This window comes from Amycolatopsis speibonae, assembly GCF_042647925.1.
Lineage (GTDB): Bacteria > Actinomycetota > Actinomycetes > Mycobacteriales > Pseudonocardiaceae > Amycolatopsis > Amycolatopsis speibonae.
Window position 1 is genome coordinate 38467 of record NZ_JBHRWK010000079.1, and the last position, 24332, is coordinate 62798.

Annotated in this window: 23 protein-coding genes; 10 read left to right on the plus strand and 13 right to left on the minus strand. The window is 69.7% G+C overall.

The window, feature by feature from the left end; all coding sequences use genetic code 11:
* Genes ACFOSH_RS36940 through ACFOSH_RS36970 form a run of 7 tightly spaced genes read right to left on the minus strand, consistent with a single transcriptional unit; the run spans window position 1 to window position 6100 of the window.
* Window positions 1-258 (minus strand): acyl carrier protein, encoded by a 258-nt coding sequence (locus ACFOSH_RS36940; RefSeq protein WP_378245117.1) that lies wholly within the window; start codon window positions 256-258, stop codon window positions 1-3.
* Entirely contained in the window at window positions 255-1217 is a 963-nt protein-coding gene (locus ACFOSH_RS36945; RefSeq protein WP_378245119.1) for a beta-ketoacyl synthase N-terminal-like domain-containing protein, read from the minus strand. The genes ACFOSH_RS36940 and ACFOSH_RS36945 overlap by 4 nt, the downstream gene beginning before the upstream one ends.
* Window positions 1214-2341 (minus strand): beta-ketoacyl synthase N-terminal-like domain-containing protein, encoded by a 1128-nt coding sequence (locus ACFOSH_RS36950; RefSeq protein ID WP_378245121.1) that lies wholly within the window; start codon window positions 2339-2341, stop codon window positions 1214-1216. Before ACFOSH_RS36950 ends, ACFOSH_RS36945 begins: the two co-directional genes overlap by 4 nt.
* A gap of 25 nt (window positions 2342-2366) precedes the next feature.
* Entirely contained in the window at window positions 2367-3509 is a 1143-nt protein-coding gene (gene solA, locus ACFOSH_RS36955; protein ID WP_378245123.1) for an N-methyl-L-tryptophan oxidase, read from the minus strand.
* Complete coding sequence (locus tag ACFOSH_RS36960; RefSeq protein WP_378245125.1) at window positions 3502-4563, minus strand: LLM class flavin-dependent oxidoreductase; 1062 nt, start codon at window positions 4561-4563, stop codon at window positions 3502-3504. Before ACFOSH_RS36960 ends, solA begins: the two co-directional genes overlap by 8 nt.
* Window positions 4564-4594: 31 nt before the next feature.
* A complete protein-coding gene (locus tag ACFOSH_RS36965; protein WP_378245127.1) occupies window positions 4595-4792 on the minus strand; it encodes a tautomerase family protein in 198 nt (65 codons plus the stop codon).
* Window positions 4793-4828: 36 nt separating this feature from the next.
* Complete coding sequence (locus tag ACFOSH_RS36970) at window positions 4829-6100, minus strand: DegT/DnrJ/EryC1/StrS family aminotransferase (RefSeq protein ID WP_378245129.1); 1272 nt, start codon at window positions 6098-6100, stop codon at window positions 4829-4831.
* Between the two features lie 272 nt (window positions 6101-6372).
* Between ACFOSH_RS36970 and ACFOSH_RS36975 the strand changes: the two genes are divergently transcribed.
* Window positions 6373-7368, plus strand: a complete 996-nt coding sequence (locus ACFOSH_RS36975; RefSeq protein WP_378245131.1) for an iron-siderophore ABC transporter substrate-binding protein — start codon at window positions 6373-6375, stop codon at window positions 7366-7368.
* Between the two features lie 8 nt (window positions 7369-7376).
* On the opposite strand, the gene ACFOSH_RS36980 is transcribed toward ACFOSH_RS36975, so the two are convergent.
* The 3 genes from ACFOSH_RS36980 to ACFOSH_RS36990 are packed head-to-tail and all read right to left on the minus strand — an operon-like array spanning window position 7377 to window position 10719.
* Window positions 7377-9059, minus strand: a complete 1683-nt coding sequence (locus ACFOSH_RS36980; RefSeq protein WP_378245133.1) for an MFS transporter — start codon at window positions 9057-9059, stop codon at window positions 7377-7379.
* Window positions 9056-9262: a hypothetical protein gene (locus ACFOSH_RS36985; RefSeq protein ID WP_378245135.1), complete on the minus strand. Its 207-nt coding sequence runs from the start codon at window positions 9260-9262 to the stop codon at window positions 9056-9058. Before ACFOSH_RS36985 ends, ACFOSH_RS36980 begins: the two co-directional genes overlap by 4 nt.
* Window positions 9259-10719 (minus strand): amidase, encoded by a 1461-nt coding sequence (locus ACFOSH_RS36990; protein WP_378245136.1) that lies wholly within the window; start codon window positions 10717-10719, stop codon window positions 9259-9261. Before ACFOSH_RS36990 ends, ACFOSH_RS36985 begins: the two co-directional genes overlap by 4 nt.
* A 282-nt stretch (window positions 10720-11001) precedes the next feature.
* Here ACFOSH_RS36990 and ACFOSH_RS36995 point away from each other — a divergent pair, with 282 nt between their 5' ends.
* From ACFOSH_RS36995 to asnB, 5 genes are read left to right on the plus strand one after another with little or no spacing between them, the layout of a single operon-like run.
* Complete coding sequence (locus ACFOSH_RS36995) at window positions 11002-12027, plus strand: pyridoxal-phosphate dependent enzyme (RefSeq protein ID WP_378245138.1); 1026 nt, start codon at window positions 11002-11004, stop codon at window positions 12025-12027.
* A gap of 1 nt (window position 12028) precedes the next feature.
* The gene (gene epsC, locus ACFOSH_RS37000) at window positions 12029-12622 is read left to right on the plus strand and encodes a serine O-acetyltransferase EpsC (RefSeq protein WP_378245140.1); all 594 of its coding nucleotides are present in this window, start codon (window positions 12029-12031) and stop codon (window positions 12620-12622) included.
* Window positions 12579-13157, plus strand: coding sequence for a hypothetical protein (locus ACFOSH_RS37005; RefSeq protein ID WP_378245142.1), 579 nt, complete (start codon window positions 12579-12581; stop codon window positions 13155-13157). Before epsC ends, ACFOSH_RS37005 begins: the two co-directional genes overlap by 44 nt.
* Before the next feature lie 26 nt (window positions 13158-13183).
* Window positions 13184-13795 carry a mycothiol-dependent nitroreductase Rv2466c family protein gene (locus ACFOSH_RS37010; RefSeq protein ID WP_378245144.1) on the plus strand — a complete coding sequence of 204 codons (612 nt, stop codon included), beginning with the start codon at window positions 13184-13186 and terminating at the stop codon, window positions 13793-13795.
* A 23-nt stretch (window positions 13796-13818) separates the two neighbouring features.
* Window positions 13819-15660: an asparagine synthase (glutamine-hydrolyzing) gene (asnB, locus tag ACFOSH_RS37015; protein ID WP_378245146.1), complete on the plus strand. Its 1842-nt coding sequence runs from the start codon at window positions 13819-13821 to the stop codon at window positions 15658-15660.
* A gap of 13 nt (window positions 15661-15673) precedes the next feature.
* On the opposite strand, the gene ACFOSH_RS37020 is transcribed toward asnB, so the two are convergent.
* From ACFOSH_RS37020 to ACFOSH_RS37030, 3 genes are all read right to left on the minus strand, one after another.
* On the minus strand, window positions 15674-16405 hold the full coding sequence (locus ACFOSH_RS37020) for a FadR/GntR family transcriptional regulator (protein WP_378245148.1): 732 nt from the start codon (window positions 16403-16405) through the stop codon (window positions 15674-15676).
* A gap of 134 nt (window positions 16406-16539) precedes the next feature.
* Window positions 16540-17280, minus strand: a complete 741-nt coding sequence (locus ACFOSH_RS37025; protein ID WP_378245150.1) for a metal-dependent transcriptional regulator — start codon at window positions 17278-17280, stop codon at window positions 16540-16542.
* A 35-nt stretch (window positions 17281-17315) separates the two neighbouring features.
* Entirely contained in the window at window positions 17316-17705 is a 390-nt protein-coding gene (locus tag ACFOSH_RS37030; RefSeq protein WP_378245152.1) for a MerR family transcriptional regulator, read from the minus strand.
* A gap of 74 nt (window positions 17706-17779) precedes the next feature.
* Between ACFOSH_RS37030 and ACFOSH_RS37035 the strand changes: the two genes are divergently transcribed.
* The 4 genes from ACFOSH_RS37035 (at window position 17780) to ACFOSH_RS37050 (ending at window position 24331) form a co-directional block, all read left to right on the plus strand.
* Window positions 17780-20350 (plus strand): PEP/pyruvate-binding domain-containing protein, encoded by a 2571-nt coding sequence (locus tag ACFOSH_RS37035; RefSeq protein WP_378245154.1) that lies wholly within the window; start codon window positions 17780-17782, stop codon window positions 20348-20350.
* Window positions 20347-21018 carry a tyrosine-protein phosphatase gene (locus tag ACFOSH_RS37040; RefSeq protein ID WP_378245156.1) on the plus strand — a complete coding sequence of 224 codons (672 nt, stop codon included), beginning with the start codon at window positions 20347-20349 and terminating at the stop codon, window positions 21016-21018. Before ACFOSH_RS37035 ends, ACFOSH_RS37040 begins: the two co-directional genes overlap by 4 nt.
* Window positions 21019-21093: 75 nt before the next feature.
* The gene (locus tag ACFOSH_RS37045; RefSeq protein WP_378245158.1) at window positions 21094-21912 is read left to right on the plus strand and encodes a tyrosine-type recombinase/integrase; all 819 of its coding nucleotides are present in this window, start codon (window positions 21094-21096) and stop codon (window positions 21910-21912) included.
* A 127-nt stretch (window positions 21913-22039) separates the two neighbouring features.
* Window positions 22040-24331 (plus strand): glycosyl hydrolase family 95 catalytic domain-containing protein, encoded by a 2292-nt coding sequence (locus ACFOSH_RS37050; protein ID WP_378245160.1) that lies wholly within the window; start codon window positions 22040-22042, stop codon window positions 24329-24331.
* Window position 24332: the final 1 nt, after the last annotated feature.

Sequence of the window (24332 nt, forward strand, 5' to 3'; positions counted from 1 at the left end):
TCAGCCCTTCTGCCGGGTGAAGACCAGCTGAAGGAGCTCGTCCAGCGTCTCGATCTCGGTGATCGCCGCGTCGCCCACCCGGATGCCGTAGCGCTGCTGGATCCGCGCCGCGACTTCGAGCAGGAGCAGCGAATCGACGCCGAGATCTTCGACGAGGTTCGCCTCGTCGGTCACCTCCGCGGCATCGACCTCCAGTACGTGCGCCACCAGTGTCCGCAGGTCTTCCAACCCCGGCTCGATCAGCTTGTTCCCGGTCATGAACGCCCCTTTTCCGTTGCCATTCCACGATTTCCGTTACTCACTCCCGGCTCGGCGAACGCCATCGCGGCCGCCGCCGTGCCGGGCGCTCCGCCCGCGACGGCGAGCACCGTGCCCTCGCCGCCGTCGATGCGCGCGCTCGCGGCGGCGCATTGCAGGACGCCGAGCGCTCCCGACTGGCGTCCGGCCCAGGCCGAGAGGTCGAGTACTTCACCCGGTCCGGCGCCGGGTTCGGCCAGCGTCGTCACGGCTTCGCCCGAGAGGACCGCGGAGGCCGCGCTCTCGACGTTCGCGGCACGTCTGTACCCACCGAGGACGAGCCTGGTGCGGGCACCTCGCCGTTCGGCCGACGCTGCCGATTCGACTATCACCGCCGCTGCCGCGTCGGGCCACGGCTTCTCGCCGTTGTCGTCGAGAAGTCTTCGCACGTAACGGTTGTCGGGTTCGACCCCGGTGACGACGACGGCGTCCGCCCGGCCGTGCCGGATGAGCCGCCGCGCCCAGTGCAGCGCGTCGAGCCCGCTCGTCGGCCCGTTCGACAGGGTGAGGTTCGGCGCGCGGAGGCCGTGGTCGATGGCGACCCAGCCCGCGGTCACGTTGCTCGAGGTGTTGGGCAGCCCGGTCGCGGGCAGCAGGCTCGCGGACTCGTCGGCGATCGTGTCCAGGAACGAGCAGATGCTGTCCAGGTTCCCGGTGTTCGTGCTGACCACGGTCGCCGTCCGGTGCGAGTCCCCGGTGTAGGCGCCGTCCTCGCCGAGCAGGCCCGCGTCTGCCAGCGCCGCGGCGGCCGCGCGGCACGCCAGCCGCGAAGCCCGGTCACGGTGCCGCAGCTGCCTTCCGCGCAACCCGGTCTCCGGATCGAAGCCGTCTTCGTGGCGCCGGTACGGTTCGAGCAGGTCGGCCGGTCCGCGCAGGCCGTCGACGGCGAGACCCGCCCCGGTGACGACGACCGCGGTCACGACGCCGCCTCCACGATCGCCACGGCGTTGATCCCGCTGAGCCCGAAGGCGTCGACCTGGGCGATCCGGAACCGGCCGCCCCGCGGTTCGTCCCGGACGAGGTCCAGTCCCTCGGCCTCGTCCATCGGCTCGGTCAGGCCGAGGATCGGTGGCACCAGCCGTTTCCGCAGCGAGATCGCGGCGACGATCAGGCTCAGCAGGCCGGAGCCGCCGAGCGTGTGGCCGGTCGAGGACTTGATCGCGGTGAGCGCCGGCTTCGTCCCGGCGAACACGTCGTGCAGCATCCCGGTCTCGACGAGGTCGTTGCGGACGGTTCCGGTGCCGTGCAACAGGACCAGGTCGACCTGGTCGGGGCCGATCCCCGCGCGGTCGTGTGCTTGGCGCACCACCCGGGCGACGCTGCCCGGTTCGGGCACCGTCGGGTGGTCGGCGTCGCAGTTGAGCGCGACCGACCGGAGCCGGGCCGCGACCGGGCCACCGTGTCCCGGACGGCGGAGCACCACCGCCGACGCGCCCTCGCCCATCATCATCCCGTGCCGTTCCTTGGCGAAGGGCCGCACTTCGCCGGGTACGCCGCTCTGGACCCGGTCGAAGATGCCGAAAGTGGCTTCGGTCAGGCCGTCGGTCCCCGCCACCACGACGGTGTCGCATTCGCCGTCCGTGATCAGGTCCGCCGCCAGCCCGAGGACGGTCAGGGAAGCGGCGCAGGCGTTCGCGAAAGTATGGGTTTCGACCGTGCCGAACCGGTCCCGGATCGCCGTGCCGAAATGCAGGTCGGTGAAGTCCGTGTCCGCTTCGCCGCGCCACCACAGTTCCGTCGTGCGCTGCTCCCGATGCGTCGTGCCGACGAGTACCGGGCAGTTCTCCGGCAGCTCGCTCAGCCCGGCGTCGGACAGCGCCTGCGCGATCGCGTCGATGAGCCACTTCGTCGATCTGCCGGGCTCGTCCTTGCCGGGAGCCGCCCGGTCGTCGATCTCGTAGGCCGTCCCCGAGCGGAACTTCGTCGTGTCGTAGACCCTCAGTGGCCCCAGGCCGCTTCTCCCGGCGCACAGTGCGTCGTGGATCGTTTCGGGATCGCCTCCGATACTCGAGACGGCACCGAGTCCGCAGATGTCGAGCTCCACGGTTTCCCTCCAGAATGCGCGTGTGTCAACTGAATCGCTTGACGTCCATGAACGAGAAGTCGATCCGTGGTTCGTGATCGGTGGCCAGATCCGCGAGCAGTTCGCCGATCCCGGTGGCGTGTTTGAATCCGTGCGCGTTGTCGCCGCCCGCGACGATCACGTTCGGCGCGTCGGGCAGGGAGCCCAGCACGAACTGCCCGTCCGGGGTGAGCGTCAGCATGCACACCGCCACCCGCGAGGGCTCCGGACGCAGACCGGGTAGGTGACCGGTGAGCGCCGCACGCAACGCCGTCCAGTCGGCCGGGGTCACCGAACGGTCGGTGTCCAGCGGATCGAACGGGACCGCGGTGGCGCCGAACTGTTCCAGGCCGAGTTTGACGTCGTACGGCGGATCCGCGCCGCAGCCCCACAGCACGGTGCCGCCGTCGAGTTCCCGCATGAACACCGGGAAGTCCGCCAGCCGGAAGCGCTCGGCGTCGCCGTCGGGTTCGAACCAGGTGACCGGCATCCGCACCACCCGAAGCTCCGGCAACGGCGTCATGAACGGCAGCCACGATCCGGTCGCCACCACCACGCGCCGCGCCCGCCAGGTCCGGCCAGGGCTGTGGACGAGGACGCCGTCGTCGATCGATTCGATCCCGGTGACCTCGGTGCCGGTGAAGATCCGCGCCCCCGCGGTTTCCGCCGCGCCGAGCGCCGCCCGGATCGACGCCTCCGGCCGCAGCAGCCCGGCGGACGGTTCCCAGACGCCGATGTCGTCCGGAGCCAGCGCGGTGTGCTGGGGGAACCGTCCGGCGAGTTGTGTGCGGCTGAGCGGTTCGACCTCGATGCCGTGCTCGTTCGCCGCGGCCAGCGTCCCGCCGGCCACCGCCGAGTCCGGGGCGCCGATCAGGAGGCCGCCGTACCGGTGCAGCAACGGTTTCCCGGCCTGACGCCCGAGCAGGTCCCACAGCTCGGCGGACCGTCGCGCCAGCGGTACCAGCCCCGGATGTTCGAGGCAGGTGATGCGGAACATCCGGCTGCCGCCGTGCGACGCGCCGAGCGAGTGGCCGCGGCCGTGGCGTTCGACGCCGATCGCCCGGACGCCCCGGCTCGCGAGCGACCACAGGGCCATCGAGCCCCAGGCGCCGAGCCCGACCACGAGGACGTCGATGTCGGGCTCAGGCATCGAAGCGGGGCACCACGCCGGTGGTGAACAGGTCGAGTGCGCGGACGGCGTGCTCGTGTTCGAGATATCCGGGGTTCAGCTGCACGCTGACGGAGAGGTCGCTGCCGAAATTCGCGGCGACCCAGGCGAGCTGCGCGGCGACGTCGTCCGGGGTCCCGGCGAGAACCTTGTTCTGCGTCAAGGACTTCCCGAAGTCGTAGGCGCGGACCTTCTCGATGATCTTCTCGTAGCCTTGGTACGCGCTCGACGTCGTCGACGCCCACGAGGCGATCGCGCCGCTCATCTGCTCGATGTAGTTGTTCTCGAACTTCTCACCCCAGGCCAGCGCGGTCGCCCGGTCCTCGGCGAGATAGCAGGTGTACTTGATCTGGATGCGGCCGTCTTCGGGCCGCCGTCCCGCTTTCGCCCACGCCGTGCGGTAGCCCGTGATCATCTCGGTCAGCGTCTCCTGGCTGACGATCGACGGGACCACCTGGAGGTGGTGCCCGGCGGTGCCCGCGGCGGCGCACGACTCCGGATTCGAGGCGGAGGCGACGAAGAACGGCGGGTACGGCTGCTGCACCGGCCGGGGTAACAGCGTCACCGGGCCGAAGCTGTGGAACTCGCCGTCGAACTTGACGTCCACTTCGGACAGAAGACGGCGGCAGGCGTCGACGCCTTCGTCGAAGCGGCGGCGGCTTTCGTCCATCGGGACGCCGAACCAGTCGAACTCGTCCGGCAGGAAGCCACGGCCGAAACCTGCGTCGAGCCGCCCGCCGGAAAGGTTGTCCAGCATGGCGAGTTTCCCGGCCAGCTTGAGCGGATGGGTGAAGGCGGGGATCACCGCGCCGGTCGTGATTCGGATCCGTTCGGTCCTCGCCGCGATCGCGGCGAGCAGGGTCACCGGGTCCGGACTGTAGCCACCGTAAGGGGATCCGTAGTGCTCGACGGTCTGGACGTGTTCGAGTCCCGCGCGATCGGCCCGTTCGGCCAGATCGATGACCTCGCGGTAGTAGTCACCCGCCGTTTTGCGGTCGGGGGAGAAGACGGGGAAGAAGTTCAAGCCGAATTTCACCAGTACTCCCAGCTGTTCGGAAGGGCGCCGGTCAGGAAGGCCGTGGCGCGACGGGTTTTCCGCCGAGGCCCCAGCGGTGCGCGGGTACCGGGTCCAGTACCACCCACACGTGTTCGCGGATGTCTTCGCCGTAGGTGCCGACCACCGCGTCGGTGATCGCGGCGATCAGTTTCGGCTCGGTCTCTTCGGTGATCCGGTTTTCCAGGATCTGGACATGGATGTAGGGCATGACGGAACACGCTCCGATCTTTCGAGCGGGATCAGCTCAGCTGTGGCTCAGCACGGCTCGCCTGCCGAAGACCTCGTTGAGGCTGCTTCGGAGCGCGGAGCACAGGAGCGCGACCTGAGTGTCGGTCAGATTGGGGTGACACGGGAGGTTCATGTGTTCGGAGAACCAGATCCGTTCCGCGGTCGGGCATTCGCCGGGACCGTGCCCTCGGGACTGCCATTCCGGGGTGAGATGCAAGGGGAAATACCTCAACTGGATCTCGACGCCGCGGTGATCGAGTGCCCGTACGAGCGCGTGCCGGGCGTCATCGCCTTCGGTGACGAAGAAAGTGTAGAGGTGGTAAGAGTGTTCGTTGCCCGGCTCGACGAGCGGCAGCCGGATCTGCGGGTAACCGCCGAGCACTTCGTCGAGTTTGGCCGCGATCTCGCGCCGTCTCCGGACCAGGGCCGGCAGTTTGCGCATCTGCACGGTGCCGACGGCGCAGGCGACCTCGGACAGGGTCGCGTTCGTTCCGGCGCCGTGGATCCCGGTGAACGATTCCCGGTAGACCGCTTCGGAGAACTTCATCCACGGCAGGGTTTCCGGTGGTGAACCGAGGATCCCGCTGACCGGGCCGGAGACCATGTCGACCTCGTTCGACCGGATCCGGTCGACCCGGACGGCCCAGTCGTCGCGGTCGAAGGTGATCATGCCGCCTTCGCCGAGGGTGGTGATGTTCTTCGAGGAGTGGAAACTGAACGTGCCGATGTCGCCGAGGGAGCCGGGGCGCCGCCCGCGATAACCCGAACCGAGCGCGTGGGCGCAGTCTTCGATCACCAGTACGTCGTGCCGGGCCGCGACGGCGCAGATTTCCGCCATGTCGGCCGGATTCCCGCCGTAGTGCACCAGGATGACCGCCCGGGTCCGCGAAGTGATCAGCGCCTCGAACTTCCGCGCGTCGAGATTGAGCGTTTCGGGATCTATGTCGCAGAAGCGGACCAGCGCCGGGGAATCCAGCAGTGGCTGGATCGACGCCTGGAACGTCTGGGTGGTCGCGATCACCTCGTCGCCGGGCTGGAGATCGAGCAACCGGATGGCGATCTCCAGTGCGACCGTGCCGCTGGTCACGGACAACGCGTACCGGGAGCCGGTGTAGGCGGCGAACTGGGTTTCGAACCGGTCCCGCCACGGCCCCGCCGTCAACGCGAGATCGTTCTGCAGAACCGTTCTGAGTACTGTGAATTCTTCTTCGTCGACAACGGATCCCCGCCGTGCGGAAGGAATCTGATATCGGGGCTTGACAGTTTCGGCGGCCTCGTTCACTAGCACCCCCAAGTGCGTGGATGACGAACGTCGAAAACATGCAGCCGCCGAAGCCCAGAACCCGACCGTCGCTGCACCGGCTCGAACACCGAGCCTTTCGCAAGGGAAGCACGCCCGATTGCGGGCAGGATTCAACCTAACAGCAGACGTATGACTAGCGCAACAGCCGATGTTTTGGCAGCCTTACCTAAGTAGGTAGCGCCTGCCCGGCACCTCGGTGTCGCCCTGGGGTGGCCTGGGAAACCTCCGTTCCGTGTCCGACTTCGTGGAGTGCGCAGATGCAGCTGATGGACCTACCCGGCCGGTCGAGCCGCCGTGTCTTCCTGGCCGGTGCGGCCGGTTTCGTGCTCGCCGGCTGTGCGCCCGGAAGGGCGGACGATCCTGCGTCATCGGGCGGTTTTTCGGTGACGCTGGAAGGGAAGTTCGGTCCCACGGTGCTGGATCGGTTGCCGCGCAGGGTGATCACGCTCGGCTTCGGACAGGACATCGACGCCGCTGTCGCGCTCGGCGTCATCCCGGTCGCGACGCAGCTGGGCACTTCGACGGCGGACGGGATCCAGCCGTGGGTCGGGCCGTTGCTCGGAGCCGGGCCTCCTGAACCGATCCGAGCGGGGCCGGACCGCCCGCTGGAGCGGCTCGCGGCGCTGCGGCCGGACCTCATCCTCGCGGTCGGCGACTACTACCTGGAAACCGGTCATCGGCAGCTCGCGGAGATCGCGCCCGTGCTCGCCTACGTCACCGGGCCGAACCTCGATCCGTGGCAGGAGAGCACGCGGCGGATCGGCCGGGCACTGGGCAAGGACGCCCAAGCGGAGCGGCTGATCGACGACACGATGGCGAAGATCGCCTCGGCGAGGGACGCCGCCGCGCTGGAGGGGAAGACGTTCACGTTCAGTTCGGTGGGCGGCGCCGGCCAGGTCTACACCAAGAACTCCGCCGCCGACGTCCTCGCGGTCTCCTTGGCACAGTTCGGTTTGCGCTTGTCGGAGAAGGTCACCGGGCTTCCGTCCACGGCCACCAAGGGCATCGCGGCGGTCGGCCCGGAGCGGCTCGATCTGCTCGACGCGGACATCGTGCTGATCACTTACGAATCGGTTCAGCAACGGCAGGCCTTCGAGTCCGAGCCGCTGTTCGCCCGGATCCCGGCCGTACGACGGGGTTCCTACCTCGCGCTCGACAGGCCCGAGGCGCAGGCACTCGCCTTCCCCTCGGCGCTCGCGATCGGCTACACCGCCGAGCGGATCGTGCCGAGGCTCGCCGCGACGGCACGGTGACAGGCGGCTCACGGGCCCACCGAAACACCGGTGACCGGCCCGACCACGACATCGTGTCGCACGGGCGTGTCGTCGGCCACGATCCGCCCGACCGACGGCTGATGGCCGGGCGCGGTGCAGATGACCAGATGGGGACCCGGCGCCGTGGGAGCCGCGTGGTACCAGCCTGTCTCGTCGGTGACCGTGCGGACGACGCGGCCGCCCTCCGGGTTCACCAGCAGCACCACCGCGCCGGGCACCGGGTCGCCGTCCAGCCCGCGGACCCGACCGGTGGCGGCCGCGAGCCGTTCCGCGGTTCGCGGTGGCAGGACGATCAGGGCGACGACGGCCGCGGCGGCGACACAGCCCGCCGAGACGGCGAACGCGACGGAGTACCCGTGCGCGAGTCCTTCCTGGACCGAAGACCGGCCCGCCGCCGCGACCGCCGCGATCGTGCTCAGCACGGCCAGCCCGATCGCGCCGCTGGTCTGCCGCACCGTGTTGAGCACGGCGGCGGCCACACCACCCGAGGTGGTGGGCACGCCGCTGGTCGCCGACACCGTCAACGGGGTGAACGCCGACGCGGTACCGAACCCGAACACCACGCTCGGCAGCACGATCATCGCCACGGACGAACCGGCGGTGCCGAGGGAAAGGGCGACCCCGGCGAGGCCCGCCGCCCCGAGGGTGCAGCCCAGTGCCGCCGCGCGCCGGGCACCGAGGCGGATGGTGAGTGGTCCGGCGGCCTTGGCGCCGGCGAACATCGCCAGCCCCGCGGGCAGGAAGCCGAGCCCGGCGGCGAGCGGACCCGCGTCGTGCACGTACTGCAGCGCGAACGAGATCAGCACCGGAGCCCCGAAGAAACCCAGTCCCAGCAGGAACATCACCAGATTCGCGCCGCGGACCGCGCGGTGCCGGAACAGGCTCAGCGGTACCAGCGGAGCCGCCGCCCAGCGCGCCTGGTGCAGCAGGAACAGCCCGCACAGCAGGATTCCCGCGATCAGCGGGCCGGACACCTCCGGCGCGCTCCAGCCCACCAGCTCCGACTCCATCACGGCGTACACCACACCGGTCAGCCCGGCCGTCGCCAGGACGGCGCCGACGACGTCCAGCCGATGCGCCGGTCCGGACCGGGACCGGCCGGGCAGCAAGGCCAGGGTGCCGGCGACGGCGATCAGGCCCAGGGGCACGTTGACGAAAAACACCCAGCGCCAGCCCGCGAACTGGGTCAGCAGACCGCCGGTGACCGGACCGGAGGCGGCGCCGACGGCACCGATCGCGCTCCACGTGCTCAACGCGCGGGCCCGCCTCGGCCCGGCCGGGAAGGTATCTGTCAGCAGGGACAACGTCGCGGGCATCAGCAGCGCGCCGCCGACCCCCTGCCCGGCCCGCGCGGCCAGCAGGAGCGCCGGATCACCGGCCAGCCCGGCGAGGAGGCTCGCTCCCGCGAACAGGCCCATCCCGGCCAGCAGTATCCGGCGCCGCCCGAAGACGTCCGCGCACCGGCCGCCGAGCAGCAGACCGCCCGCGAACGCGAGCGTGTACGCGTTGACCACCCAAGGCAGCGTCGCGGCCGCGAAACCGAGGTCGGCGCGGATCCGGGGCAGGGCGACCGAGACGATCGTGGCGTCCAGTACCACCACGAACGATCCGAGGCAGGCCAGCGCGAGCACCAGATGGTCGCGGCGGCGGGCGGGAGAAGAGGTGTTCATGAAACCTTTCCTGTTCCTGCTGCGTGTTCATCGCCCGTCCGGAAGCCGAGGACGGGCAGCGCGTGACGGGCCGCGGGGACGTCGTACAGCGCGTCGATCGCCGCCCGCTGCCAGGAATAGCGCGCGGCCAGCCCGGCGATCTCGGGTTCGGTGGCGGGCAGGGTCGCGGCCGCGAGCAGTACGCGGATCTCCGGCTCGCTCATACCGGCTCCGGCGGGGTCAGCAGATGCCAGCCGGTGGCCGCCTGGAACGCGTCGCCCGCTTCCAGCAGCGCCGTTTCGCCGCGCACCGGCCCGGCCAGCTGCAGGGACAGCGGCAGCCCGTCGGCGGTGAACCCCATGGGCAGCGCCAGCACCGGATTGGCGAGCCCGTTCCAGTACGGGGTGTTGATCACGCCGAAGAGCTCGTCGTTCTCCGGTAGCCCGGCGGGGGAGAGCAGCGACTCGAACCGGGGCGCGCCGACGGACGCCGTCGGGCAGACGACGAGGTCCACCTCGGTGAAGAGGGCGTCGATCGCCCGCTGCGCGACCCGCCGCACGCGCTGGGCCTGGACGTAGTCGGCGCCGGTCACCAGCGCGCCGGTGGCCAGCAGCCCGCGGGTCCCGCGGCTGAAGTCGAGCCACCGGTGGCACAGTTCGGCGCGGTGCTGGGCGAGCGCCTCGCTGGCGACGGTCACCTGGACGGCGGTCACGAGTTCCGCCGGGTGCGGCAGCGTGATCCCGCTCAGCCGCGCGCCGAGCCCGGCGAGGACCGCGAGCGCCTCGGCGAAGACGCCGTCCAGCGCGGGATCCCGGCCGGGCGGGAAGTGCCGGTCCCGGACGACGCCGATCCGCAGCCCGGTGAGGTCGCGGCGGTACTCGGGCCGCGGCAGGGGCTCGGCGTCCGAGTCGGGATCGGCCGGATCCGGTCCGGCGAGTACTGCCAATACGGCCGCGCAATCCCGCACCGTGCGGGCCAGCGGGCCGATCCGGTCGAGGCTGTAGCCCAGCGGCACGCAGCCGGTCCGCGGCACGCGGCCGTAGCCGGGCATCAGGCCGGTGACCCCGCAGAACGCCGCGGGGACCCGGATGCTGCCGGCGGTGTCCGAGCCGATCCCGGCGAGGAACATCCCGGTCGCGACGCCGATCCCGGCGCCCGAACTCGAACCGCCCGCCCAGCGTCCGGTCCGCCACGGATTGCGGGGGATCGGGAAGGGATGCTCCTGTTCCGGCATCCCGCAGGCGAACTCCATGGTGGTCGTCTTGCCGGTGAGCACCGCGCCCGCCGCCTTGAGCCGGGTGGCGACCGTCGCGTCCGTTCCGGCCAGCCAGCCGCGGTCGTGCACGAGGCTTTGCGCCGTCGTCGCGGCTTCGGCGGTGGCGATGATGTCCTTGACGCCGATCGGGATCCCGTGCAGCGGTCCGCGGTCCAGCCCGGCGGCGAGTTCGACGTCCGCCCGTCTCGCCGCGGCGAAAGCGGTCTCGTCGAGGCGGGTCAGATAGGCGCCGTAGACCGCGTCGCCGCGATCCGCGGCGGCCATCGCCGCCTCGGTCAGGCCGACGCTCGTGACCGTGCCGTCCCGCAGGGCCGCCGCGGTGGCGGTGAGGGTGAGCGGGCGCAGGGACGTGGTGCTGATGTCCGTCTCCGATCGATCAGGTGTGGTTAGCCTAACCTTGCACACTCAACCCGGGTTGAGGTCAACTCGGGCGAACCGGACCACTCGTCCGTGTGTGTCGGGCAAGCGGATGACTGAACATCAGATGTTCGACAGAGCAGGTGTTTACTTGCTAGCCTGAATCCGGATCCGCGCGCGGCCGTCAAACCGGCGGCCCTGTCCCGCGGACCGCCGGTACGAGCGTTTTCCGCCACCGGAGAATCCGGATCCGCCGAGGGGGATCCACACCCGAACACCACGCCGCGCTGATCACCGCGCTGCTCGAGTGGCGCCTGGGGAAGGACTCACATGACCGACACCGCTCAGCCAGAGATCGCTCTCTCTGTGGAGGAACCGCTCGCCGAGGCACCGGATCAGGCGGTCGCGCTGGCCCGGCATCCCGGGTTGCGGGAATTCGCCGGAAGGCTCGGCGACACCCCGCTCGTCGAAGTCCCCGGCCCGCCGGGCGGGGCGAAAGTGCTGGCGAAGTACGAATTCGCCAATCCGTTCGGTTCGGTCAAGGACCGCACCGCGTTCGCGCTGTTCTGCCGGGCGATCGCCGCCCACACCGGGCCGGAACCGCTGCGGCTGCTCGACTGCTCGGCCGGGAACATGGCCCGCGCGCTGGCCGGGCTCGGCGAGCTGGCGGGGATCCCGACCCGGCTCGTGGTCCCGTCCGTCATCCCGCCGAGCCTGCTGAACGCCATGGAGAAGACGGGCGCGGAGATCGAGCTCGCCGACGCGGCGGGCGGTCTGCTCGGGATGATCAAGGTGTGCGAGAAGATCGCCGCCGCCGAACCCGGGCTCACCCCGCTCCTGCAGCACCGGAACATGGCCAACGTCGCCGCCCACGAATTCGGTACCGGCAAAGAGATCCTCGACCAGCTCGGGGAGCACCGGCCCGCCGCCTGGGTCAGCGCGATCGGTACCGGTGGCACGCTGGCAGGAGTCCACCGAGCGCTGCGCACGCGCTGGCCGGACATCGCCGTCGCCGGGGTCACGCCGTCGGAGATGCCGTACGGCACCGAGCGGGCACCGCATTCCGAACCCCGGTTCGCCGGGGCCGGCGGTTTCGGCAACGGGCTGCGCCAGCCGTTCGTCGACACCCAGGTTCCCGGCGCGGAGCAGCTGCACGTCGCCTACGCCGAATCGCTGCGGGGAATGGTGGCGTACCGGAAACTCACCGGCACCTCGATCGGCGCCTCCGCCGCGGCTTCGTGGCTCAGCGCGAAGAAGGTCGCCGAACGCTTCGGCCCCGACCAGGTCGTCGTGACCCTGTTCGCCGACGCCGGCCCCGACGAGGATTGGGCCAAGGCCGAGCAGACGGCCGAATGACGTGCGGCGGTCCCTCTTCCGGTTGCGTGAGGACCTCGCGACCACAATGGACAAAGACCCGTCGGTGACCTCCCTCCTGGAGGCGCTCTGTCATCCCGCGCTGCCCGCGGTCTGGATCCACCGGATCGCGCACCGGCTGCACCGTCGCGGCCACCGGATCCTCGCCCGGCTGCTGTCGAACGTGGCGAAAACCCTGACCGGGGTGGAAATCCATCCCGGCGCCCGGATCGGCAGACGATTCTTCATCGACCACGGCAACGGCGTCGTGATCGGCGAGACCGCCGTCATCGGCGACGACGTGACCCTCTATCAGCAGGTGACGCTGGGCGCCGTCGGGTTCTGGCGGGACAACGCCAGACCCGAAGGTGAAGCCCGGCATCCGCGTATCGGCGACCGTGTGGTCGTCGGCGCCAAGGCGACGGTGCTCGGCCCCGTGACCATCGGGGACGGCGTCGTGGTTCCCGCACACAGCCTCGTGCTCACCACCATCGAATCCGGAAGCAACGGGAAAACCCCAGTGATCGACCGACGTTCGAAGATCGGAGACGGGAATGCCCAACGACCTCATGGCCAGTATCCGGTTCAGCGAGAATGACCTCCGCACCAGGGTCGCCAAGTTCACCGACCTGGCGGGCACGGACGGCGGCGCCCCGGACACGGTGCTCGCGGGCTGCGCGCGGGTGATGTTCAACGTCATCGGCTTCCGTCCGCCGGAGCGCGGCGGCGCCGACGACGAGCAGGTGATCTCCCCGATCGGCGCGAAGAGTTCCGGGAACGCGCCGATCGACATCGCCGAGGGCTTCAACCTCGCCTACGTCAAGGCCACGCCCGGAAACGGCACGATCCTGCACAACCACGACACGAACGAGACCTTCATCCCGTTGAGCGGCACCTGGCGTTTCCGCTGCAACGACGAGGACGACCTGTACGTCGACCTCGGCCCGTTCGACGTGATCTCCCTGCCCGCCGGGCTGCAGCGCCGGTTCACCAACCTGGCGGCCGATCCCGGTACGGAAGAGAGCCTGATGATCGTCATCGTGGCGGGGGACCGCCCGAAATCGGTCATCTACCCGGAAGTGCTCCAGGCCGCGCGTGCCGAAGGCGCGTACACCCCGGCTTCCTTCGCTTGAGCGGCGACCGTCCGAGGAGGACAGCGATGACCGAGACCCCCGTCCGCGCCGACCTGTGGTTCGACCCGATCTGCCCGTGGGCGTGGCAGACCTCGCGTTGGCTGCTCGAAGCGGCCGAAGTACGCGAGATCGACCTGCGCTTCCATCTGATGAGCCTCGCCGTGCTGAACGAAGGCCATCAGCTGCCCGAGAAGCACGAAGTGATGATGCGCGAGGGCTGGTACCTCTCGCGGGTCATCGCGGCCGCCGCCCGTGACCACGGCGAGAAGACCGTCGAACCCCTGTACACCGAGATGGGCCTGCGCATCCATCCCGGCGGGAACGAGGACTACCGCCAGGTCACGGGACAAGCGCTCGAAGCGGCCGGGCTGCCGTCCGAACTGGCCGGTGCCGGAACGGACACGACGCTCGACGAGACGATCCGCGCGAGCCACGACGAGGCGATGACCGCGATCGGGCCGGACCTCGGCACGCCGGTCGTGCGGATCGACGGCAGCGCCTGTTTCGGCCCGGTGCTCGCCAGGGTCCCGCGCGGTGAGGCCGCGGGCAGGATCTTCGACGGCGTCCGGGCGCTCACCGGATTCGAGTATTTCTTCGAGCTGAAGCGGACCCGGACCGCGGAACCCGTTTTCGGCTGACACCACAGGTACTGGGAGGCGAAATGTGCGGAATCACCGGCTGGGTCTCGTTCGAGGAAGACCTGCGGAACCAGCGACCGGTCCTCGACGCGATGACGGCCACGATGTCCTGCCGCGGTCCGGACGCCGGAGGTGTCTGGCTGGACCGCCACGCCGCGCTCGGGCACCGCAGGCTCGCGGTGATCGACCTGCCCGGCGGTGTGCAGCCGATGTCGGCGGCCACCCCGGCCGGCGAGGTGGCGCTGGTCTACAGCGGTGAGGTCTACAACTACACCGAGCTCCGGAAAGAGTTGCGGGACAAGGGGCATCGGTTCCTCACCGACAGCGACACCGAGGTGGTTCTGCGCGGTTACCTGGAATGGGAAGCGGGAGTCGCGGAACGGCTGAACGGCATGTACGCCTTCGCCGTCTGGGACTCCCGCACCGCGAAACTGGTGCTGATCCGGGATCGCATGGGCGTGAAACCTCTCTACTACCAAGCGACTCCCGGCGGGGTGCTGTTCGGCTCCGAGCCGAAGGCGATCCTGGCGAACCCGCGGGCGCCGCGTGCCGTCGACGCGGACGGCCTGCGCGAACTGATCGCGTTCACCAAGAAACCCGGCTGGTCGCTGTGGAAGGACATGCACGAGGTCGAGCCGGGGACGATCGTCACCGTCGACGACCGCGGGATCCGCTCGCGCACCTACTGGCGGCTGCGGACCACTCCGCACACCGACGATCGTGACACGACGGTGGCCAGGGTCGGCGAGCTGATGACCGACATCGTGCACCGTCAGCTGGTCTCCGACGTGCCCAGGTGCGTACTGCTCTCGGGCGGGCTGGATTCGAGCGCGGTCACCGGGATCGCGGCGTCGCGTCTCGCGGCGTCGGGTGAGCCGCTGCGCACGTTTTCGGTCGACTACGCCGGGCAGGAGGAGAACTTCCGCCCGGACGAGATGCGCGACGCCCCGGATTCGCCGTTCATCCGCGATGTCGTCGATCTCGTCGGTTCGGTGCACGAGAACGTCGTGCTGGATCCGGCCGAGCTCACCGATCCCGACGTGCGCCGGGCCTGCGTCGCCGCGCGGGACATGCCGTCCGGGCTCGGCGACGTCGACCTCTCGCTGTATCTGTTGTTCAAGGCGATCCGCCGTCAGTCCACAGTGGCCCTGTCGGGCGAGGCGGCGGACGAGGTGTTCGGCGGCTATCGCTGGTTCTTCGAAGAGGAGTCCCGCACCACCGACATGTTCCCCTGGCTGGTGTTCCGCAACGCCGTCACCAGTGACCGGGAGAACCTGCTCCGCCGCGACGTCCGCGAGGTGCTGGACGTGCCCGCCTACGCCGCCGACGAGTACGCCTCCGCTGTCGCGGAGGTCGAGCAGCTGCCGGGGGACGACGCCCTCGAACGCCGCATGCGCGTGATCTGTCACCAGAACCTGACCCGCTGGGTCCGGGTGCTGCTCGACCGCAAGGACCGGATGTCGATGGCGGTCGGGCTGGAGGTCCGGGTCCCGTTCTGTGATCACCGGCTCGTCGAGTACGTCTACAACACCCCGTGGGCGTTCAAGAACTTCGACGGCCGGGAGAAGAGCCTGCTGAGGCAGGCGACGAAGCATCTTCTGCCCACCTCTGTCGCCGAGCGGCTGAAGAGCCCTTATCCGTCCACACAGGACATCGGGTACGCCGTCGCGCTTCAGTCACAGGCGAAACAGGTGCTGGCGGACATCGATTCGCCGGTTTTCGAGCTGGTGAACCGGGATTGGGTGTACGACGCCGTCCAGTCCGACGCGACGACGCTGTCGGGCCAGACCCGGCACGGTCTGGACCGGGTGCTGGACCTCCACCACTGGTTCGACCTCTACCGGCCGGCCATCCACCTCGGCTGACCGGCCCGGCGGCTCACCGGCGTTTCGGCGTGCTTTTCCTTTTGCGGGAGCCGGATTTGTTCTGTGCCTTGGTCAGCACCGCGACGGCGGCGTCGATGATCACCGCGACGGCCCGTTCGGCCCGTACGGCGTCGCCGTCGGTGATGGCCTCGGCGAGGGTGTCGTGATCCGGGAAGTCGATGTGCTCGCGGCGCAGCTCGGCCATCACCGTCGCCACCCCGGAGCTCAGCGCGTAGCTGAGTCCTTCCCACAGCTCGATCAGCACCGCGTTGTGGGTGGCGGCGATGATCGCGGCGTGGAATTCGTTGTCCGCGGCGAGGAAAGCCTCCTCGTCCCCGGCGTCGCGTGCCTTGTGCTGGGCGGCGAGGGCCTCGGTGATCCGGGTGACGTCCTCGTCGCTTCGCCGTTCCGCCGCCGTCCTGGCGGCCTGGCGTTCGATGCTGTTGCGTACTTCGAGTACTTCGAGAACGTTCGCGGCCCGGGTTCGCCGCAGCAGCGCCGCGGACAGACCGTGCCGCGCCCGGACATAGGTGCCGTCGCCGCGGCGCGGCTCCAGCAGCCCGGCGTGCTCGAGGGCGCGGACGGCCTCGCGGACCGTGCTGCGCCCGACGCCGAGCTGCTCGACCAGCTCCTGTTCCGGCGGGATACGGGAGCCGACCGGCCATTCGCCGGTTTCGATGAGTTCCTCGAACTGTTCGACCACAGTGGACGAGAGCCGTGCGGTGCTGGCCGCTCTGAGTGGCATGGCGGTTCTCCCTCCTTCGGCCCCAGGAACGACTGGACATCAGATGGGCAGATTGTATGACATCTTACTGCCTGGCTCGGAGGGTACGAGCGAGCTTGCACGAAAAGAGTTGTTTGGTGTCTAAAGGCGAACTGTCACGGTGCGGCAACGCATCGCGCACGGGCCGTCGCGGCGGAATCCGGGGCGACGGGATCGCACACGATCAGCATCGACGCCTGGCGCCGGTCGAGGACCACCGCGGCCGTCGGGGTGCGCATTTCGACCCGGCACCCCTCCACCGGCGTGAGCGTGACCCGTGCGCCGGGGGTGAGGCCGGCGGCCAGCAACGTCCCGAGAAAGGCGGCGTCGTCCTGGATCCGCTCACTGATCCGGTGGAGCCGGACCTCCCGCCGCCCGGGGTGCGTGGCCGGTCGCCTGCCGGGTGGCGCGGACACCGGGGAAAGGCCGGGTACGCCGAGGAAGTCCAGGCCGGGGATCGGGCCGCCGTACGGGCTGAACCTCGGCCCGCCGCAGAGGTCGAAGATCCGGCGCGCGGCCTCGTCGGACATCACGTGCTCCCAGCGGCAGGCCTCGGCGTGCAGCCGGGCCCAGTCCAGCCCGATCACCCGGTACAGCAGCGTTTCCGCGAGCCGGTGCTTGCCCATGACCCGCACCGCGATCCGCCTTCCCTCCGGCGAAAGCTCCAGCCGCCGGTCTTCGCCGACCAGCAGGAGACCGTCACGCTGGAGGCGGGCCACGGTCTGGCTGACCGTCGGCGGGCTCTGCTCGAGCCGGTCCGCGATCCGGGCGCGCAGCGGGACGACACCGTCCTCTTCCAGCTCGTAGGCTGCTTTGAGGTACATCTCGGTGGTGTCGATCAGGCCTTGCGCGGTCATACCACGAAACCTTGCCCGCTCAACCCGGCTTGAGGTCAAGCGCCCGGCAACTCCACTGTGGACCGGAACTCCGGGCAGCGTTCCAGCGAGTTTTCGGGGCAGCTGAGCAGATGATGCAGATAGGTCCGCGCGGTGGCGAGCTTTTCGAGCTGGGACTCCAGTGCTTCGATCCGCGTCGAAACGGTGTCCCGCCAGTCGTGCGTGGCGGTGCGCCCGGCGAGCACGGTCGCGATCTCGTCGAGGCTGAGCTGGCCGGTGTCCCGCCACAGCCGGATCAGCGCGATCCGGTAGAGCTGATCGGTGTCGTAGTAGCGCCGGCCGGAGCGCCGGTGCGGCTTGATCAGTCCGCGGCGTTCCCAGTAGTGCAGGGTCGAGACCGGCAGGTCGAACCGGTCGGCGACCTCTCTGATCGAAGCGGAGTCCATGACATCATTTGAACTCAACCCAGGTTGAGGATGCAAGCTTAGGCTAAGCAAACACTCTCTGGGAGGTAACGAAAGTGACAGTCGACGCCATTCTCGGGCTCGCCGAAGCGGGCGGTTGCCCGCGCGACCTCGTCGGTGGCAAGGCGGCGAACCTCGCGGAGATGACTTCGGCGGGCTTCCCCGTCCCCGGAGGTTTCTGCGTGACGACCGCCGCCTACCGGCAGGTGCTGTCCGAGGGAGACGGACCGGGGCTGCTCGAAGAGCTGATCAGGGTCCCGGACGGCGACCCGGAATCGCTGGTGAAGCAGGCGGGCCGATTGTGGGCGCACGCACTGAGCGTGCCGATCCCGGCCTGGCTCGAAACCGGGATCGTCGAGGCGTACGAACGGCTTTCGCAGGGCGAGCCGGTGGCTGTCGCGGTGCGGTCGTCGTCGACGGCCGAGGATCTGCCGGACGCCAGTTTCGCCGGGCAGTACGACACCTTCCTCGACATCCGGGACGCCGAGGAGGTACTCGCGGCGGTGCGCCGATGCTGGGCTTCGCTGTGGTCGGACCGGGCGACCAGGTACCGGGCGGCCCATGGCCTCGACCGCGCGCCCGCCATCGCGGTGATCGTGCAGCGGCTGGTCGACGCCGAATGCGCCGGTGTGCTGTATACGGCGAATCCGGTGTCGGGCAACCGGTCCGAAATCATCGTCGACGCCGCTCCCGGCTTGGGTGAAGCGGTGGTTTCCGGTGCGGTGACCCCGGATCACCACCGGCTGACCGTCGACGGCGAATCCCTCGAAGGACCGGACGACGGCTGCCTGGCGCCGGCCCAGCTGGGTGAACTCGTGGCCGTCGGCAGGCGCCTGGAGAAGCATTTCGGTGCGCCGCAGGACGTCGAGTGGGCGTTCAACGGGGAGGGTGAGCTGTGGCTGACCCAGTCGCGGCACATCACCACCCTGTTCCCGGTCCCGGAGAGCGAGGGCGAGCCGCGCGCGTACTGGTCGGTCAACGTCTACCAGGGGATCAGCCGGCCCTTCACACCGATGGGCGCGTCGATGATCCGGGAACGCCAGCGCGGGATGGCCGTGTACATGAGCGCGCTCGGGTTCTCCGACGAGATCATCGATGTGGACGGATGGCTGTACTGGGACATCACCGACGGCGTGCGGAGCCCGGCGAAGCGGCCGAAGATGGCCGCGTTCGTGGAGAGTCTCGCCGCGCCGTCGGGAAAGCTCGTCGAGCAACTCGGCCGCGATCCCCGGTTCCCTTCGGTGCCGTCCGGCTCGGAGCAGGATGCCCCGCCGAAGAAGCGGCGCCGCCGCTGGGAGCGGATGATTCCCGCGTGGTTGTGGCCGGACCAGGCCCGAGCTCGGGTCGTCCGAGAAGCCGAGCAGCGGATCGCCGCCTTCTCGGGGCCTGCCGAGGCGACGGCGGAAGAGCGGCTGTCCTTTGTGGAATCAGTCCGGCGTTCGGCGTGCCGGATCGAGGCGAACCTCCCTCGTGACGCCAACACCGCCGGCGGGACAGGCGGGCAGCTGGCCGGGCAACTGCTGCGGGGCTACGTGGACGACGCCGAGGTGGCCACCGTTTTCCGGGGTATCCCGCACAATCCGACCACCGAGATGGATCTGGCGTTGTGGCGGGCGGCGTCCGCGATCCGGCGCGACGACGAGGCGTTCCGGCTGCTGCTGGACACCGCGCCGGACGAACTGGCGGCCAAACAGCTCGCCGGGACCCTGCCGGAAGTGATCCAGAGCGGGGTCGCCGCGTTCCTGGCGGACTACGGCTGCCGTGCCACCTCGGAGATCGACTTCGGCGTTCCTCGCTGGACCGACGACCCCGAGCCGGTTTTCGCGATGCTGGTCAATCTGCTTCGTGCGGAGGGGGAGGAGCAGGACCCGCAAACCCGCTTCGAGCAGGCGGCCGCGGCGGCCGAGGCGCGGATCGTCGAGCTCACCCGGCGGCTTCCCGTGACCAAGCTGCACCGGGCGATCTTGGCGCGATTCCTGCTCCGAAGGTCGCGGCGGTTGCGTGGCTTGCGCGAGTTCCCCAAGTTCTGCCTGATGCGCGGTTTCGCCTCGCTCCGGGCGCAACTGCTCATCATCGGCGAGGAGATCGTCCGGGCCGAACGGCTGGACCGGGCCGAGGACGTGATGTTCCTCGATCTCGCCGAGGTCCGGGAAGCCTTGGACAGCAGGGACTTCCGGGTGGCAGTGGCTCGACGGCGGGAGACCTGGGAGCGGGAATCTCGCAGGCCCCGGGTCCCGTCGGTCCTGCTTTCCGACGGCACCGCGCCCGCCCTCGAATCCGCTTCGGACGGAGGCGACCTCTCCGGGCTCGCGGCGGCGGCCGGAGTGGCGACCGGCCCGGCGCGAGTCGTCCACGACCCGAACACGGCGCGGATCGAACCCGGCGAGATCCTGGTCGCCGCGACGACGGATCCCGGGTGGACACCGCTGTTCCTGACGGCCGCCGCGCTGGTGACCGAAACGGGCGGGATGATCTCCCACGGCACGACCGTGGCGAGGGAGCACGGGATCCCTGCGGTGGTCGGCGTTCCCGGCGCGACGGCGCGGATCCGCACCGGTCAGGTGATCACCGTCGACGGTTCGGCCGGGGTCATCACGTTCGCCGAGGCGGCGGGGGAACCCCGGTGACCGCGGTGGCTTCCGCGCTCACCGGCGCGTTCAACTTCCGCGACACCGGCGGCGGGCCGATCCGGCAGGGCAGGCTCTTCCGCAGCGACACGTTGCAGGCACTGACCGGCACCGACAAGGAACTCCTGCTCGGCCGGTTCGGGATCGAAGGCATCCTCGATCTCCGCTCCAGCGCGGAGACGGTCAGCGAAGGCCGGGCGGAGTTGCCCGGCATCCGCTACGTGAACGTTCCGCTGCAGACCGTCCAAAGCGGACGGTCGAGCGCGCTGGAGGAGATCTACGTCGACCATCTCCGGCACGACGACAACCTTCCGATCGCCCTGGAGATCCTGGCGGTCCTGCTGGCCCGGCCCGCGGTGGTGCACTGCGCGTCGGGCAAGGACCGGACCGGGATCGTGACCGCCCTCGCGCTCGGCCTCGCGGGCGCTCCGCGAGAGCTGATCGTCCAGGACTATCTGCGCAGCGCGTTCAGTCTTCCCCGGGTGATCGAGCGCTTCCGCTCGCTCGCGCTGCCCGAGGAGCTGTTCCGGTGCACCGAGGGCACGATCAGCGCCTTGCTGGACAGCGTCGAGGACGACTTCGGCGGCTTCGCGGGCTGGGCGCGGCAGCGTGGTGTCCCCGCCGCGACGGTCCGGACATTGCGGACGTGTCTGGTCAACGACGCGTGAAGGGTCCCCGGTAAATCGGTGGTCGGGGGTTCAGTCGTCTCGTTATCGTCTCTCCTCCGGCGTCGGGGGAGAGACATGGGACGGAAAAGTCCGCAGGAGAAGAAGCGGCTGAGTTACGCCAAGGACCGCCGCGGCGATTTCGGGGAGAACGACAAGTCTTCCCGCAAGAACGTTCCGCGCCACAAACGGCGGGTGAATCGGGAGAACCGCCACCGCGATCAGCTGATGCTGACGGCGGCGCGCGGGCCGGTGGACGTCGAGCTCGCGGCGACAGCCGAGGAAAGCCTGCTGAAGGTCCGGCCTCAGCGGTGGCGGAAGTGGCCCGATACGCCGCTGGGCACGCTCGTGCGGGGAAAGCTGGACCGGATCGATGTGCGCCGGTCGCTCGAAGCGGCGACGGTGTCGCCCTTGACCGACGACGAACTCGACGAGACGCTGTCGGCTGCGGCGTACCTTTTGTCGACCAAGGACGCGGCGGCCCTGCACTTCCTGAGCCACACCGGTGTTCGTGTCACCGAACTTTCCGCGCTGGACCTGCGGGATGTGTCGACAGGTTCGGTCACCGTGCGCGGCAGGCGGCGGCGGACGATTCCGCTCCCGCCCGAACTCCGTCCCTCGCTCGACGCGTACCTCCGGGTCCGGGCCGAGCGGACGGGTGCGGGCGAGGAGCCGGCGTACTTCCTCGACGCCTTCGGCCGGCGGGTGTCGCCGGGCTCGGTCAATCGTGTGGTGGTCGCTTTCGGGATCCTGATCGGCCTGCCGTCACTCTCCGCGCGGACGCTGCGCATGACCTTCGCCGTCAACCTTCTCCGCGCCGGGGCCGACCTCGCCGCCGTCTCCGAGATGCTCGGTCACGCGTCGCTTGACGCTACCCGTGACTACCTTGCCCGCTGATCGATAGGTCGGATGTATCTGCCGCTTTCCGGGTGAGCACTCTGGCCAAACCTCGACTATTTCTGGAAACATGCCGGTCGCCAGGGCTTGATCTACGGTAAACGTAGTATGAATCTGGAGGCGACCCATGGGCGGGCTGTCCAGGCGATCGATGCTGAAGGCTGCCGCGGGGACCGCCGCGCTCGGCGGTCTGTGGGCGCAGGGGGTCGCTCCGGCGCACGCCTCCGGTGACGTCCACCGGAGAGTGGCCGACGACGCGCGCATGGTCTGGAAGCGCCTGCCGAAGGGCTGGCAGGAGGGGCCGTTCCTCGCGAACGGCTTCCTCGGCGTCCAGTTCTACGCGGGCACGCGGCCGAACGTCCTCAAGGTGATGCTCAGCCACTCCCGGGTCCAGGACCAGCGCGGACAGTGGGAAGCGGGCATCGGGTACTCGCGGCTCCCGATCGGCTATCTCACCCTCACCTTCGCGGGGGCGATCACGGCGGTGGACTGGCACCTCGACCTGTACAACGCCGAACTCGGCGGAACGATCACCACCACCCGGGGCTCGGTGCGGTTCTCCGCGCTGGTCCACAACGACCAGGACCTCCTCCTCGTCTCGCTCACCGGAGAAGCGGCCGCGGACTGGGGATTCACGCCGCTCACCTCGGCGACGACCCGGACGATCCGCAAACCGCCCGAATACACGGCCAATCCCGATCCGAAGCTCGCCAGTGCGGGCGCTGTCCGGTACTGCGAGCAGCCGATGCACACGGGCGGCGGCTACACGACCGCGTGGCGTGAGCGGACCATCGGCACGCGACGGCTCTTGGCGGCGACGGTGGCGTACGGATTCCCCGAACCGACCCACACCGCCGAAGCGATCAGCAGGGTCCACCGGGCGTCGGTGTCGAACCCGGACAGGCTCGTCGCCGATCATCGGCGCTGGTGGAACGCCTTCTACCGGCGCAGTTTCGTGTCCATTCCGGACAAGCGGATCCAGCGGTTCTACTGGATCCAGCTGTACAAGGCGGCTTGCGCCACCCGTGCGAACGGGCCCGTCGTCGCCGAATGGGGGCCGTGGTTCCCGGAGGTCGGCAACAGCTGGACGGCGGTGTGGTGGAACCTCAACGTCCAGGTCACCTACCCGATCGTCAACAGCAGCAACCATCCCGAACTCGACGCCGTCACCGCGACGTTCCGCCGCGACCACGCCAACCTCGAACTCTCGGTGCCTCCCGCTTACCGGGACGGCGACACGTACGCCCTCTCGCATCCGGGGGACTGGCGGCTGCGGCCCGGCGGCACCCGCGCGGTCGGGATCCCCGGCCCGGCCACGAAGAACGACCAGACCGGGAACCTGATCTGGGGCCTGCACAACGTCTGGCTCGCGTACCGGCACAGCATGGACATCCGCGTCCTGCGCGACGTCCTGTATCCGACGCTCGCCAGGGCGCTCAACTACTACCGGCACTTCCTCGCCGCCGGGCCGGACGGTGCGCTGCACCTGCCGATGACAAGGTCACCCGAGTACGCCGACGCGGCGGACTGCACCTACGACCTGTCGCTGATCCGCTGGGCCGCGCGCACGCTCGTCGAATCCGCGGCCAAGCTGCGCATCGACGATCCGCGGGTGCCCGCGTGGCGTGAGATCGGCGAGAAACTGGTGCCGTACCACGAGGATCCCGATCGGGGAGTGTTGATCGGCGACGGCGTCCCGCTGGCCGAATCGCACCGGCACTTCTCGCATCTGCTCTGGCTCTACCCGCTGCGCGAGAAGCTCTGGGATCGTCCCGGCGATCGGGACATCATGCGCCGTACGTTCGCGCACTGGTCCGGCATCCAGGACAAATGGCACGGCTACAGCTTCGCGGCCGCGTCGTCGATGAGCTCCGTGATGGACGCGCCCGAGGAAGCGTTGCGCTACCTGAAGATCTTCCTCGACGGGACCGTCGTGGCCGACACCCAGCTCACGCCGAACACGATGTACCGCGAGGGCGCGAACCTCGCGATCGAGAGCCCGATCACCGCCGCGCAGTCCGTTGTGGACATGCTGATGCAGGGGGATCACGGCGTACTGAAGGTCTTCCCGTCGGTTTCGTCGGCGTGGCGGGACGTGTCCTTCGAAAGCCTCCGCGCGGAGGGCGCCTTCCTCGTGGACGCCTCCCGCCGGAACGGCGCGACCGAATGGATCCGTGTCCACAGCGAAGCGGGAGAGCCGCTCACACTCCAGCACGGGATCCCCGGCGACATCGACGTCCGCGACGCGCGAGGACGGCGGCTGCCTTGGCGCGCCGAAGGTCCGGGCAGGATCTCGATCCCGCTCGGCCGCGGCGGGGCGGCCGTCGTCACGCGGCGTGGCGCGCGTCCGGCCCTGGAGCCGCGAGACGTGCCCGGTGACCGCGAAACTCCGGCATGGGGACTCGACCAGGAGGTCTGAG